General features: G+C 55.3%; 12 protein-coding genes and 1 pseudogene. 6 read left to right on the top strand and 7 right to left on the bottom strand.

Features of this window, described 5'->3' with window-relative positions; genetic code table 11:
- Window positions 1-27: 27 nt before the first annotated feature.
- The 7 genes and pseudogenes from ACP7EW_RS03030 to ACP7EW_RS03000 all read right to left on the bottom strand — a co-directional run bounded on the left by ACP7EW_RS03030 (window position 28) and on the right by ACP7EW_RS03000 (window position 7891).
- A complete protein-coding gene (locus ACP7EW_RS03030) occupies window positions 28-600 on the bottom strand; it encodes a hypothetical protein (RefSeq protein WP_426215187.1) in 573 nt (190 codons plus the stop codon).
- Entirely contained in the window at window positions 597-2558 is a 1962-nt protein-coding gene (locus ACP7EW_RS03025) for a hypothetical protein (RefSeq protein ID WP_426215185.1), read from the bottom strand. The genes ACP7EW_RS03030 and ACP7EW_RS03025 overlap by 4 nt, the downstream gene beginning before the upstream one ends.
- Window positions 2559-2564: 6 nt before the next feature.
- Complete coding sequence (locus ACP7EW_RS03020) at window positions 2565-4727, bottom strand: hypothetical protein (protein WP_426215183.1); 2163 nt, start codon at window positions 4725-4727, stop codon at window positions 2565-2567.
- Entirely contained in the window at window positions 4720-5871 is a 1152-nt protein-coding gene (locus tag ACP7EW_RS03015; protein ID WP_426215181.1) for a tyrosine-type recombinase/integrase, read from the bottom strand. The genes ACP7EW_RS03020 and ACP7EW_RS03015 overlap by 8 nt, the downstream gene beginning before the upstream one ends.
- Before the next feature lie 126 nt (window positions 5872-5997).
- A pseudogene (locus ACP7EW_RS03010) lies at window positions 5998-6366 on the bottom strand (endonuclease); the annotation flags it as partial.
- 4 nt (window positions 6367-6370) lie between these two features.
- Window positions 6371-6622, bottom strand: coding sequence for a DUF1654 domain-containing protein (locus ACP7EW_RS03005; RefSeq protein ID WP_426215179.1), 252 nt, complete (start codon window positions 6620-6622; stop codon window positions 6371-6373).
- 180 nt (window positions 6623-6802) lie between these two features.
- The gene (locus ACP7EW_RS03000; RefSeq protein ID WP_016978158.1) at window positions 6803-7891 is read right to left on the bottom strand and encodes an asparaginase; all 1089 of its coding nucleotides are present in this window, start codon (window positions 7889-7891) and stop codon (window positions 6803-6805) included.
- A 553-nt stretch (window positions 7892-8444) separates the two neighbouring features.
- Here ACP7EW_RS03000 and ACP7EW_RS02995 point away from each other — a divergent pair.
- From ACP7EW_RS02995 to rbsD, 6 genes are read left to right on the top strand one after another with little or no spacing between them, the layout of a single operon-like run.
- Window positions 8445-9401, top strand: coding sequence for a sugar ABC transporter substrate-binding protein (locus tag ACP7EW_RS02995; RefSeq protein WP_010209103.1), 957 nt, complete (start codon window positions 8445-8447; stop codon window positions 9399-9401).
- 57 nt (window positions 9402-9458) lie between these two features.
- A complete protein-coding gene (locus ACP7EW_RS02990; protein WP_016978156.1) occupies window positions 9459-11012 on the top strand; it encodes a sugar ABC transporter ATP-binding protein in 1554 nt (517 codons plus the stop codon).
- Window positions 11009-11986 carry an ABC transporter permease gene (locus ACP7EW_RS02985; RefSeq protein ID WP_010209107.1) on the top strand — a complete coding sequence of 326 codons (978 nt, stop codon included), beginning with the start codon at window positions 11009-11011 and terminating at the stop codon, window positions 11984-11986. Before ACP7EW_RS02990 ends, ACP7EW_RS02985 begins: the two co-directional genes overlap by 4 nt.
- A gap of 3 nt (window positions 11987-11989) precedes the next feature.
- Window positions 11990-13012, top strand: a complete 1023-nt coding sequence (locus ACP7EW_RS02980; protein ID WP_426215178.1) for a LacI family DNA-binding transcriptional regulator — start codon at window positions 11990-11992, stop codon at window positions 13010-13012.
- A 23-nt stretch (window positions 13013-13035) separates the two neighbouring features.
- A complete protein-coding gene (gene rbsK / locus ACP7EW_RS02975; RefSeq protein ID WP_426215176.1) occupies window positions 13036-13953 on the top strand; it encodes a ribokinase in 918 nt (305 codons plus the stop codon).
- Window positions 13950-14354, top strand: a complete 405-nt coding sequence (rbsD, locus tag ACP7EW_RS02970; protein WP_426215174.1) for a D-ribose pyranase — start codon at window positions 13950-13952, stop codon at window positions 14352-14354. The genes rbsK and rbsD overlap by 4 nt, the downstream gene beginning before the upstream one ends.
- Window positions 14355-14368: the final 14 nt, after the last annotated feature.

Genomic DNA, 14368 nt, shown 5'->3' with positions numbered 1-14368 from the left:
GAACTCAATAACGAAATTTTGGAGTGACTAGCTTTTGATGGTATTCAGGGTCTTCATCATCTGACGAAGCTGTTTGCTCAGTTCACCATTGCGGATCTGAAGCTCAGCGTTTTCAGCCTTCAGATATTCGATGGTGGTTATGAGGCTTTTATGGCTATCGACCATGTGGTTACCAATGGCCGCAGTGAGTGCCTCAGAAAGGCGAAGGTTGGTAAGACGGTCAATCTCCGACGTCTGGGAGCGAAGCTCATTTTGTATTACCTCCTTGGTTCGCTTTTTTCCTGACGTATATTTTGTCGCTGAGAAGCTCTCCCACAATTCTTCGAGCTCAATATTTTTCTGCCCGATCAATTCACTGATTTCAGGCTGACGGCGCTTGTTCAGTAGGCTGTCATGAACGCCACTGTCCTTGGCAATATTGCGAGCCACAATCCTTCGGTCTTTGATACCGAGATTGTCCCCTGCCTCCATCTGTCCCTTGATACGATCAAACGCCTTGCATACGTGCTGATAAAGTTTTCGTTTTGTTTCTGATGTGACCCACGCGGGCTCTTCAGGCGCAGCGACGGCATTTGAATACTTATCGAGGCTGAATTTCATGCCACTGCCTTCTCTTCCAAGCGACGCTCAATTTTCCGAACGACTTCTCCGCTCATATTTCCCAGTGCTTTGAGGGGATGATTTTCTGCAATGAATTGGTGAGAGATTGCCGTGCGCTCGAGTTCAAGCTTCTGCAGGTTGTTGTTCATGCTATGTGGGCAGCCGGCGCAGACTTCCGGGGCGCTACGCTGGTCGACGTTAGGGGTACCAGTTTTAGGGTCGTGGCACTTGGCAATATGTTGTTCGTTTGCACGCAAAGCGCAGTAGCCCCACTCGAACGCGGTGAACCGCTCAAATTCATTAGCTAATGCGCTAAGACGGTCATCGAATTCGGCGCCGGTGAGCACGGAAATTTCTGCCATTTCAATATCAATGCGTTTGGCAGCTGGCCCGTAGAAGCGGTCGTCAAGCTTGCCATGCGTGATCCGGCCCATAACTTCTTTGGCGTAGTCGCGTTCCATACTGATTCGAACGGACTCGCTCAGCTTCTCACGGGTATAGCGCCGCGTATGGAATGAGCCATAGGAGTGACGGAAATGCTCACGAATCTTCTCCATGACATTGCCATCAAACCTGCGGAGGGCAAATTCGGCAAATGTATGACGCGCCTGGTGGGGTGACACTTCATCGTGAATTTGACCTGCTTCAGGATATTTCTCCACCACGTAGGTTTTATAGAATGCCTTGAACCAAATCCTCAACGCGTTGGTGGTATATCCTGCATCCGCCAGCCAATGCTCGTCGCTGAATTTGCCAATACCTCGCGCAACAAAGAATGCTTCAGATCTGTAAGCCCTATGTAGTAGCGGTAGGTTGAAGTCATCCGTATCCACCGCCGACAAGGTTTTCATGAGCGTTGCTGCATCAGCCGCGATCCCGTGCAAAGACCGTGGGTGCGGGAACCCTGACTCTGTTTTCGGGTTTTCAGATGTGAACCACCAGGATCCATCTGGTTCTTGCTCGTAGTCTTTGAGCCGCATTCCGTTAATTTCGATGATCCGAAAGCCACTCAGCAGCGTGATAACAACTAGCGCGGCCTTTGTGAGCTCTGCGCAAAAGTCACTGAGCTCGCCCTGAGTCTTCCAGGGCAATGTAGCGTGATGGGTTTTGGTTGCTGCATCAATTGCAGTTCCAAATTCAACCGCAGAAGGCGCCCAGCCCCGTTCGAATCGGGACAACACGTAGTCCGGAGACTGCATTCTTCGATAGAGTGCTAGCCTGTCTTTCTCACCAAACCAACTGGTTACTTTGGTTTTCTGCTCGCGCCACTGAGTGAAAAAAATCGCCGCCATCTTTGCTTCGTCTGATTCTATTTGGCTAATGGCTTCGGCAAGCATCAGCGACGCGCAGGTCATGGGGATCGAGCCGTAGCTCCCGCCTTTGATCCATGTTGCGTAATCCACTTCCAACTCGTGGAGCAACGGCTCCATTGTGCTTTTTTTGAACGGGCCAGTCATTCGGTAAACGACACCGTCTACGAGCTTTCCAGAATGGAGCATGGTGTAAGTTCGTTCGAGGATCTTACAGAGCATTGTCATGGTTGATACGCCCAGAATAAGACCTCCGTCCTCGTTATTCTCTTTTCTAACCATAAGGGCGCGGATCATCAGCTGGATCTCAAGCCTTGAAAGAGATTGGAGCGTTCGATCTGGAAATTTAGCCTCCCAATACTCACACACCTCACGTAGGTACGCGATTTCTTGGCGCGCACTTGAAAGGCTACTTACAACAATACGGCCTTTGTCGTCTGCATAACCTCGAGAAATATCCCCAGCCATGAAATACATTTGGGCATACAGCCTCTTCATCATGGAGCATTTCCACGCGAAGCTGACGTCAAAGAACGATCCCGTGAGAGGATCCTGAATCTGAAATATTTCATCACCGTATTTATTGAGTTTCGCTGGATCATCTACCGCCATAGTAAACAGCGGAGAAGAGGGTGCTTGATTCTGCATGGTTGCTTACCTGATAACCGGGGTAGGGAAAGTGTGTTTCTTAAGCATGTCTTTTCCCTTGGCAATGGTTTGTTGGTCAAACCGGTCAAGGGCGTCTTCTACGTACGCTGCCTGCATTGCAATAGAAAACGCTTTCAACTCATCTTCAATAGACGACTTTTTAAGCTGGTTGATGCACTCATCCCTATACCCGATTAGCAGTGCGGCAGTAATAGCGTTGGTGATGATGAATGTCTTGCTGTCTCTTTCAAGCTGTCCGAAAGGCGAAATCGTATAGCCAGCACGTTGGGCAGATAGCAGCAGCTCGTCGAATTCCTCAAGCTCGCCGCTATCGCTTTTAACTTGGGCCCAGCCAAGCATGACTTTAAGCTGTGCCACACTTATGAGTGCTTCATCGCGTATAGCTGCTTGAATCTTGCGCGCATCTTCAACCATAAGATGGCCGACGTGTGTCGCAAATAACGCTCGTTTATTTAGGCGATATTTTGTTTCGCTGGAATGCATGTACACAGCTTCTTTCACGCCCGGAGAGTGAGCGGTAGCGTCGGCTCCTACAACCTCTTGGGAATATTTTTCAAAACCTTCATTCCCTGGGTTTGCACCGTCTACGTCCAAAATTGCACGTGATTGGGCGATCGCTGTGATACTGATTGTTTGCCGTTTGACGGGGGTGGGGTTTTGGCCCGTGATACCAATCGCAGCATTTTCATGTCGCCGCTTTTTGTTGTTCCAGATAGGACGATTATTCAGAGATACGCGGCGCAATATGTCTGCGAATAGCTCAATTTCTGAATCAGCGTCGTACAACGTTTGGTAATTGAGCGATTGCTGAAAGGCGGCCATAGCCAGGGGCCGATACAGCACGCTGTCAACACCTTGAAGGTTGCCCGTGACCGGGAGATCAAACATAAATTCTCCAGACTCCGGGAAACGCCGATGAAAGCTTTTTTTCAGCTCGTCAAATTCGCAATAGGCTTGGTACTGCATGGATTTACGGAAGTGCATAGGCACATCGCGAACGGATTGCTCACTCCGGTGCTTCAAAAAAATCGGGGATGCTACGCTCGGAGTGATCCTCAGATCGCCTTGCAGCATTTCTTTGACACCCGTCAGCTGAACCCGGTCAGTCGCTAGAAGCCATGCGAATGCCATCTCCTCGCTAGGGGTATGCTTTAAAAGGAAAAGGTAATCGATGTTGTGGAAATACAGCTTGTGGTCGTTGTTCTCAGGATAAATGTCCAACGCGCCAGTATGCCGAAGGCCTAATTTTATTAGCCTGTTAGCTTCTTCGATTGTCAGGGGCGCACTTCCCTCGATTTGAGCGTAAGCAAAATCAGTTCTGTTATGAAGAAGTCGCTCCTTCAACAACAGGTTGTCACTTTTCAGGATGGCGCCAGCCAATACCTTGTAAACGGTGCTACGGTCAGTCTTGAACGTGCTGTACCTAAGCTGATCGTAATCATTGCCACATTTGTTAAGCATCTTAGCGACTTGGCGCATTACATCTTTATTGCCAAGCAGCTCCATGCGCTGTTCATTCATTACCCTGAGGTACTGACAGCAAAAATAAATTGTCGACCTAACAATTTTTAACTCATCTTTCTCGGGTTGATTCGTAACCTGACCTAAGCTCGGGGTTGCTTTGCCGGATCGGTTGGACACTGAAGGAATATATACAATAGCTTCTCGTACAATCGTGGCTGCGTCTGATGATTCTGGCTTGCCATATGTAGCATCAAGAAAGCTATCAAAAGCTGTACGGTACGCCGACATATAGGCGCAAATGGTATTTTGCTGAACGTTTTGAACAGTGCGCAGGTATCGAGTGTAGTCTTGCATTACCGCCGCTGGCAGCATCTGCGCATCGGGGTATTCTGCTATGGCCCAATCTGCAAGGCTGCTGAACCTCAATGCTCTGCTGTAGTTATCGCTGAGTGAGTTCTTTTTGCATTCAGCGGTATTGAAATATTGCAACAGCGCACGGAAAATCGGGCAGTTATGGAACTGCTCTGGAATTTCCACACGACGATGATTGATATTTTTTCCCTTGCCGCTCGGTACCGCAACGATTGCGAAAGTATCTGATGGACTAAAATTCAGAATCGGGTTAGGCGCGAGCGAGGATAGGCCTGCCGCAGATTCTGCTACAAACTCAGAGGTATCAATCATTGTGTTCATCGTTTAATGCACGCCTAACCTTTTCACGTCGCTGAAGTTTACCATCGAAGACTACATAGTCTTTAGTAGTCGCTACGTCTTCATGCCCCATTTGTTCTGGAACGTACTGCCAAGGGTCGTATCCGTTTTTGTAGCAGAAGTCAACTAAGTTGGTAGCGTATGTGTGCCTCAACGCATGGAAGGTCAACTTCAGAAAGTTGGGTTTGGTTATGAAGTGCAGATGAGGATCTTTCGTGTGAAGTTCATCTATCACGTTCTCGATATTCGCGCTAGCCAAGACTCTGGCAGATTTGAAAATATTAGTGGCATGCCCTTCAAACAACGAAGCTCCATCTCTCTTGCATATAAGAGATCCGTCTGCAACATATTCAGGCTTGCGTCGACCTTCTAAAAATGTCTTAATTTTTTTGAAGACTTTGGGGTGGAAGTCAACCTGTCGAAGCTTATCTCCCTTTCCTATGATCGGCACGGTTATGGTCTTGTCATTACTCTGGACTGCCACCGCAATCCGTTTCCTCAGATCAGCCGTTTGCAAATTTCGCGGATCTGTCACCTCGGCACAGCGGAGTCCGCAATAGTAGCCAAGGTGAAGTACCAGCTCGTCCCGCTCCTTTTCAAAAGGAGACTTAGCCTTGACGTTGCTCAGCAGGCTGCTGAAGATGCCCTTCTCGATGTACTTGTTGTATAGGTCAAAGTTGACTTTTTTCTCGCTGTCACCCTGAACCTTCTGCTCCGTCGAGACGTAGTTGTAGGTGAAGGCCGCTGGAGCATCGAGCATGCCAATCTGCCATGCGTGCGCGTAGAACTGCTTTAGCGTGGAAATGTGACGATTAGTCGTCTTGTCGGTACACGACCTGGCAGTCTTCAAGTGGCCGTAGAGGTAGCCTGACATATCCGTGTCGGTCAGCTTCCTCCAGTCTTGCCCATGAGCTCGCAATGCCTCGAAGAAGCTTCTCAGGTCGTGTGCGCTGGATCGGATGGAATTTGAGAGCTGCCCGTCCTGCGCCATGTGTATCAAGTAAAGCGTTGGGGCAGGGACGATACTGCTTTCGGTGAGGGGCCCATCCTCGAGAATCACGAAGCTGTTGATCGCACCACCTGACCAGCCAATGCCCACTACCTTCTTAACGTTCACCCATCGCACCCCAGGACGTTGAAGCGGAATGGCTTCATAAACCTAAGCTAATCAGTGGCTTAGGTCGTGTCAACGTGTCCTAAGCAGGGTGTCAACGTTTCTTATAAATAGATTCTCTCTCGGATAAACCTCGCCAATGCTCGGCACCAGGTTGTGCAAGTCGGCTTCGGCGCGCTTGAACACGTCGTCGTGGCGCGTACAGTTCTTGCGCCCGCCGTCTTGCCAGCACTGGCGCTGATGCCCGATCTGCCAGGCCGGAACGATATGTTCCCACTCAATGCGTGCGGCGCGGTTGGCGTTTTTGCGTGGTACGTAGCCGCAGGCCTTCAAGTCCACGCGGTTGCCGGTGTACTTGCAGCCGCAATAGAACTCGGTGGATTGTGGGGCGTAAAGCTTCCAGGCGACTTTCTTGGCTTCGCTGAAGGTTCGGGGCGCCTGGGCGTGAGCGGTGACGGCAAAAAACAGGCAACACCCCGCGATAAAACGGACACTCATTGAGTCAATCTTCCTTCGGCACAACCCAGAAAATCTGCACACCGCCGTCGTCGCGATAAGCGAGGGTGACGTTGTCGTTTTCAGCGATTTCCTCCAGCAAACGCGCCCATTCATCCTCTGGCTCGTCCGGCAAACGGAAGATCAACGCCGCCTTGGCTTTCTGGGCATTGGTCGAATTGATGATCTTTTGTACGCGAACGGCGAGGCGTGCGTAGGCATCGGGTGGGGTTGGAGTTGTGGAAGAGGGCTTTGCCACGGAGTATTCCTTAATAAGCTGTACGCACATACAGTATTTAACTGTAGGCGTTTTCGCAACTAATTAGATTTCAAGAAGTCCGTCTGACAGCAAATCGGGTAATTAGGCGTAGGGCGAAGGAGTTTTAAGCGGGGAGGGCAGGAGCGGATAGAACCGCCCCTGCCGAGGTGTCACTGGGGATCAATATTCCCAGAACATCCGTTGCAGCTCTTTGCTGTCCTGGGTCTTGGTCAGGGCAACCATCGCCAGGATGCGGGCTTTCTGTGGGTTCAGGTCGTGTGCAGCCACCCAGTCGTACTTGTCGTCCGGTTGTTCGGCGTTACGCAGAACGAAACCACCGGCATTCACGTGGGAAGAGCGGATGATCTGAACGCCTTGCTTGCGCAGTTCCTGCAGGGCAGGGACCACCTTGGAGGACACCGAGCCATTACCGGTGCCGGCATGGATGATGGCTTTCGCGCCAGCTTGGGCCAGGGCTTTGACCGCGGTGTCGCTCACGTTGCCATAGCCATAGGCGATTTCAACGTCAGGCAGGCTCTTGATGTTTTTGATGTCGAATTCCGAATCCATGGTGTGACGCTTGGCTGGCAAGCGGAACCAGTAGGATTTGCCTTCAACCACCATGCCCAGCGGGCCCCATGGGCTCTTGAATGCTTCGGTCTTGATATTGATCATCTTGCTGACGTCGCGACCCGACTGGATCTCGTCGTTCATGGTGACCAGCACGCCTTTGCCGCGTGCGTCTTTGCTGCCGGCCACGGCTACGGCGTTGTACAGGTTAAGCATGCCGTCTGCCGACATCGCGGTGCCTGGGCGCATGGATCCGACCACCACGATGGGCTTGTCGGTCTTTTCCACCAGGTTCAGGAAGTAGGCGGTTTCTTCCAGGGTGTCGGTACCGTGGGTGATCACGATGCCATCCACGTCTTTGCTGTCGGCCAGTTCGGCAACGCGGCGACCCAGTTGCAGCAGGTTTTCATTGTTGATGCTTTCGGACGCAATTTGCATCACTTGCTCGCCGCGCACATTGGCGATCTGGCTAAGCTCAGGAACACCGGCAATCAATTGCTCGATACCGACTTTGGCCGCTTGGTAGGTGGCACTGTTGGCCGCACTGGCGCCAGCGCCGGCAATGGTGCCGCCGGTGGCGAGGATCACCACGTTGGACAGTTTGGTCTTGGATTCTACTTCCTTTGCCTGGGCGGCAACGGGGAACAGCAGCAGAAGGGCTAACGCGCCCGGAACAAAGTTTTTCAGTGCAGATTTCATTATTTTTCTCTCTGGTTTTTGATGAGTGCTGTAGCAGGTTCATCTAGAACACCCGGGCGGTTCTGAATGCCACGAGGTGATGGGGTAGAGCAGGATCTGTACCAGGCTGATTGTGTTCGAAGTTATAAAATAACTTATTGATTTATAACAATTTAATTTGAGTTTAGATGGGGCGGTGTCAGGTCGGTGTCCGGCTTTCCGAACATCGGACCTTATTGCGTTCGGTTGTCCGAAAAAGTTGAACGCCGACCCTTGGGGTTTGCATGAATAATGCGCCATAGCCTGTCGTTTTAGAGAACGACTGGGAGCGTGCGATGTTTAACGGCGCCTATCGTCAGGTGCGAGGGAGGGCGTAGATGAAAGGCTGTTTTCAACCGTTGACAAATCTCGACAAGGTTCTCATAGTTTGAATAACGCAAACGTTTGCGAGATGTTTCACGGGGTGCTCCCTGAGTACTGTGACAGCTCGTATCAGCCACCCGGGTGGGAGGGCTGCCGAAGCGATCTTCGGTGCAAGCGTTGCTCACAATAATCATAAGATCGGAGTGAACCCATGAAGCTGCCATTTGCCGGACGTCTTCTTGCTGTCGCTGTGCTTGCTGCCGCATCCGCTGCCCTGCCTCTCTCCTCTGCATTTGCCGATGACGCCGCCAAACCCAAGGTTGGCCTGGTCATGAAATCCCTCGCCAACGAATTCTTCGTCACCATGCAAGACGGTGCCAAGACGTACCAGAAAGAACACGCCGCCGATTTCGACATGATCACCAACGGGATCAAGAACGAAACCGATACCAGCGCGCAGATCGATATCGTCAATCAGATGATCCTCGCCAAGGTCAATGCCATCGTCATCGCACCCGCCGATTCCAAGGCGCTGGTCACCGTGCTGAAGAAGGCTTCGGATGCCGGTATCAAAGTCGTCAACATCGACAACCGCCTGGACCCGGACGTGCTCAAAAGCAAAAACCTCGATATTCCATTCGTAGGCCCGGACAACCGCAAAGGCTCCAAGCTGGTGGGCGACTACCTGGCCAAGCAACTGGCCTCGGGTGACAAGGTCGGCATCATCGAAGGCGTGCCGACGACCACCAACGCCCAGCAACGTACCGCAGGCTACAAGGATGCGATGGACGCTGCCGGCATGAAGATCGTCTCCACTCAATCGGGCAACTGGGAAATCGACCAGGGCCAGAAAGTCGCTTCCGCCATGTTGAGTGAATACCCTGACCTCAAGGCCCTGCTGGCCGGTAACGACAACATGGCCCTGGGTGCTGTTTCCGCCGTACGCGCGGCAGGCAAGGCTGGCAAAGTGCTGGTCGTGGGCTACGACAACATCGAAGCCATCAAGCCGATGCTGCAAGACGGCCGCGTACTCGCGACCGCTGACCAGGCCGCTGCCCAGCAAGCCGTGTTCGGTATCCAGAACGCGCTCAAGCTGGTCAAGGGTGAGAAAGTCGACTCCAAGGACGGCGTGATCGAAACCCCGGTCGAACTCGTCCTCAAGAAGTAATCCTGGCAGTACCCAACAGCGCTCGCTCGTCCTGAGCGGGCGCCTGGAGATTTTCCTATGTCATCTTCCGCCCCGAACGCTGTCCTCTCGGTCAGCGGTATCGGCAAGACCTATGCCCAGCCGGTTCTGTCCGACATCACCCTGACGCTCAATCGCGGGGAAGTGCTGGCGCTGACCGGTGAGAACGGTGCCGGCAAAAGCACCTTGTCGAAGATCATCGGCGGGCTGGTCACGCCGACCACCGGGCATATGCAGTTCAATGGACAGGACTACCGCCCCGGCAGCCGCACCCAGGCCGAAGAGCTGGGTGTGCGCATGGTCATGCAGGAACTCAACCTGCTGCCGACGCTGACCGTCGCCGAAAACCTGTTCCTGGATAACCTGCCCAGCCATTGTGGCTGGATCAGCCGCAAGCAACTGCGCAAGGCTGCGATCGAGGCCATGGCCCAGGTCGGCCTGGATGCTATCGACCCGGATACACTGGTCGGCAGCCTGGGCATTGGCCATCAGCAAATGGTCGAGATCGCCCGTAACCTGATCGGCGACTGCCATGTATTGATCCTCGACGAACCCACGGCCATGCTCACCGCCCGTGAAGTCGAGATGCTGTTTGAACAAATCACCCGCCTGCAGGCCCGGGGCGTGGCGATCATCTACATTTCACACCGGCTGGAAGAGCTGGCCCGTGTAGCCCAACGCATCGCGGTATTGCGTGACGGCAAGCTGGTCTGTGTCGAGCCGATGGCCAACTACAACAGCGAGCAACTGGTCACTTTGATGGTTGGACGCGAACTGGGCGAGCACATCGACCTGGGCCCGCGCACCATTGGCGGCCCGGCGCTGACGGTGAAAGGCCTGACCCGCTCGGACAAAGTCCGCGATGTGTCCTTTGAAGTGCGTGCGGGCGAGATCTACGGCATTTCCGGCCTGATCGGTGCCGGTCGTACTGAACTGTTGCGCCTGATCTTCGGCGCCGACCTGGCCGACAGCGGCACCGTTGCGCTTGGCTCGCCGGCCCAAGTGGTGAGCATTCGCTCGCCTGTCGATGCGGTGGGCCACGGCATTGCCCTGATCACCGAGGACCGCAAGGGCGAAGGCCTGCTGCTGACTCAATCGATCAGCGCCAACATTGCCCTGGGCAACATGCCAGAAATTTCCGGTGGCGGCGTGGTCAACAGCCGCAATGAAACTGCGCTGGCCAAGCGCCAGATCGATGCCATGCGCATCCGCAGTTCCAGCCCGGCGCAGTTGGTCTCCGAGTTGTCCGGTGGTAACCAGCAGAAGGTGGTGATCGGCCGCTGGCTGGAGCGCGATTGCTCGGTGATGCTGTTCGATGAGCCGACCCGTGGTATCGACGTCGGTGCCAAATTCGATATTTATGCCTTGCTGGGCGAATTGACCCGCCAGGGCAAAGCGCTGGTGGTGGTGTCCAGTGACCTGCGCGAACTCATGCTGATTTGCGACCGCATCGGCGTGTTGTCCGCCGGGCGCTTGATCGAGACTTTCGAGCGCGACAGCTGGACCCAGGACGAATTGCTCGCCGCCGCCTTTGCCGGCTATCAGAAACGTGATGCGCTGCTCAACGACGCAGTGCTTAGGGATACCCCATGAAAACCACAACTTCCCCCGGCAAGACTGGCGGCAACTTCTACGGCCTGGGTACTTACCTGGGCCTGGCGGGCGCCTTGCTGGCGATGATCGCGCTGTTCTCGGTGCTCAGCGACCACTTCCTGTCCTATGACACCTTCAGCACCCTGGCCAACCAGATTCCAGACTTGATGGTGCTGGCAGTGGGCATGACGTTCATCCTCATTATCGGCGGCATCGACCTGTCGGTGGGCTCGGTGCTGGCCCTGGCGGCGTCGGCCGTCAGCGTGGCGATTCTCGGCTGGGGCTGGAGCGTGTTGCCGGCCGCTGTGCTGGGCATGGGTTGCGCGGCGTTGGCGGGCACCATCACCGGTTCGATCACCGTGGCCTGGCGCATTCCGTCATTCATCGTGTCCCTTGGCGTGCTGGAAATGGCCCGTGGCGTGGCGTACCAGATGACCGGTTCGCGCACTGCCTACATCGGTGATTCATTTGCCTGGCTGTCCAATCCGATTGCCTTCGGTATCTCGCCATCGTTCATCATCGCGCTACTGGTGATCATCGCCGCACAGCTTGTATTGACGCGTACCGTGTTTGGTCGTTACCTGATCGGTATCGGCACCAACGAAGAGGCCGTACGCCTGGCGGGGATCAATCCCAAGCCCTACAAGATCCTGGTGTTCAGCCTCATGGGCCTGCTGGCTGGTGTGGCGGCGCTGTTCCAGATTTCGCGCCTGGAAGCCGCGGACCCGAATGCGGGCTCCGGCCTGGAGTTGCAAGTGATCGCCGCGGTGGTGATCGGCGGCACCAGCCTGATGGGCGGGCGCGGCTCGGTGATCAGTACCTTTTTTGGTGTGTTGATTATTTCGGTATTGGCCGCCGGCCTGGCGCAGATCGGTGCCACGGAGCCCACGAAGCGCATCATTACCGGTGCCGTGATCGTGATTGCCGTGGTCCTCGATACCTACCGCAGCCAGCGCGCCAGTCGGCGAGGCTGAACCATGGCAACGATCAAGGATGTGGCAGCGCTTGCAGGTATTTCCTACACCACGGTGTCCCATGTGGTGAACAAGACGCGCCCGGTCAGCGAGCCGGTACGTATCAAGGTCGAAGCGGCGATCAAGCAGCTCGACTACGTGCCCAGCGCCGTCGCGCGTTCGCTCAAGGCCAAGACCACAGCCACTATCGGTTTGCTGGTGCCCAACAGCCTCAATCCGTATTTCGCGGAATTGGCCCGGGGTATCGAGGATTACTGTGAGCGTAATGGCTACTGCGTGATTCTTTGCAACTCCGACGACAACGCCGAAAAACAGCGTAACTATTTGCGCGTGTTGCTGGAAAAACGCATCGACGGCTTGATCGTGACCTCGGTGGGCGGCGACGACAGCGGTCTTGCCGCCGGTTTGAGCGCGGTGCGTACGCCCATGGTGATCGTCGACCGGGCGCTGGATGGCATTGACGTGGATCTGGTGCGTATCGACCACGAGGAGGGCGCCTACCTGGCGACCCGACACTTGCTCGAACTGGGCCACCGAGACATCGCCTGCATCGGCGGTCCGGCCCATACCCGTGTCGCGCAGATGCGTCTGGCGGGGTATCACCGCGCGCTGCGAGAGGCGGGTGTCGACGTGGCAGCCAATCGCACCCAGGAGAGCGACTTCACCAGCACCGGCGGTTATGCCGCCGCCGTCCAGTTATTGGCGCACAATCCGCCCAGCGCGATTTTTGCCAGCAACGACATGATCGGTTTCGGTGTGCTGCGCGCAGCAGCCGAGCGCAATATCCGCGTGCCGGGCGAGCTGTCAGTGATTGGTTTTGATGACATTCAAATGGGCTGTTACGTCTACCCGGCGTTGACGACGGTCGGACAGTCGATCGTGCAACTGGGCGAGACGGCAGCCGAGCTGTTACTGCGAAGAATTGCGACACCCCACATGCCGATCGATCAACGCATCGTGACGCCGAGCATTGTATTGCGTGAGTCGACGGCGCCCGTCGCCGGTACATTCGCCCAATACCGCTGAACCGAATTGATGAGTACTGATGTATGCCAGCAAAAGTAGTGGTAGTAGGCAGCTTGAACATGGACCTGGTGACCCGCGCCAGCCGGCTGCCGCGTGCCGGTGAAACGCTCATCGGGCAGACATTTTCCACCGTGCCTGGCGGGAAGGGCGCGAACCAGGCGGTCGCTTCGGCGCGGCTGGGCGCTGATGTTTCGATGATCGGCTGTGTGGGCACCGACGCCTATGGCACCCAATTGCGTGACGCATTGCTGGTGGAGGGCATTGATTGCCAGGCTGTCAGCACGGTGGAGGGCTCCAGTGGCGTGGCCTTGATCGTGGTGGATGACAGCAGCCAGAACGCGATTGTGATCGTAGCCGGCAGTAACGGCGAACTGACACCTGCCTCGTTGCAGGCGTTTGACGCGGTGCTGCAAGCGGCCGACGTGATCGTCTGCCAACTGGAAGTGCCGATGAATACGGTGGGCTACACCCTCCAGCGCGGCCGTGAGCTGGGCAAGACGGTGATCCTAAATCCAGCTCCGGCCAGCGTTCCCTTGCCGGCTGAGTGGTACGCGTCGATCGACTACCTCATTCCCAATGAAAGCGAAGCCACGGCACTGAGCGGCGTGACAGTCGACTCGATTGACAGCGCCAAGGTGGCAGCGACCCAACTGATCCAGGCCGGAGCCGGTAAAGTGATCATCACCCTGGGATCCCAGGGCGCGCTGTTTACCGACGGCCAGCGCTTCGAGCACCTGCAGGCGCCGAAGGTCAAGGCGGTCGACACCACGGCTGCGGGCGACACCTTCGTCGGCGGTTTCGCCGCGGCACTGGCCAACGGCAAAAGCGAGGCTGAGGCCATCCGCTTTGGCCAGGTCGCGGCGGCACTGTCGGTCACCCGTGCCGGCGCGCAACCCTCTATTCCAACGCTGCACGACGTACAAGGTTTTGTGCCCTCATGAAAAAGACACCTCTGCTTAATATTGCCCTGTCGCGTGTCATCGCTTCGCTGGGGCATGGCGACATTCTGGTGATTGGCGATGCCGGCCTGCCGGTGCCGCCGGGCGTCGAGCTGATTGACCTGGCGTTGACCCAGGGCATCCCGGATTTCATCAGCACCTTGCGTATCGTGCTCAGTGAAATGCAGGTGGAGAGTCATGTGCTGGCCGAAGAAATCCTGCTCAAGCAACCGCCGGCGCTGGCCGAACTCAACACGCTCACAGAGCAGACCGCCCTCGGTGAGCGGCGCCTGGTCAGCCATGAAGAATTCAAGCAACTCAGCCGCAAGGCGCGCGCCGTGGTGCGCACCGGCGAATGCCAGCCTTACTGCAATATCGCGCTGGTGTCCGGCGTAACGTTCTAGCGTTCTCAACGACA

The sequence above is a fragment of the Pseudomonas sp. DWRC2-2 genome (assembly GCF_049897885.1).
In the GTDB taxonomy this organism is placed as follows: Bacteria; Pseudomonadota; Gammaproteobacteria; order Pseudomonadales; family Pseudomonadaceae; genus Aquipseudomonas; species Aquipseudomonas azotoformans_A.
Note: the sequence above shows the minus strand (reverse complement) of the source record. Positions and strands in the feature narration are given on the sequence as shown.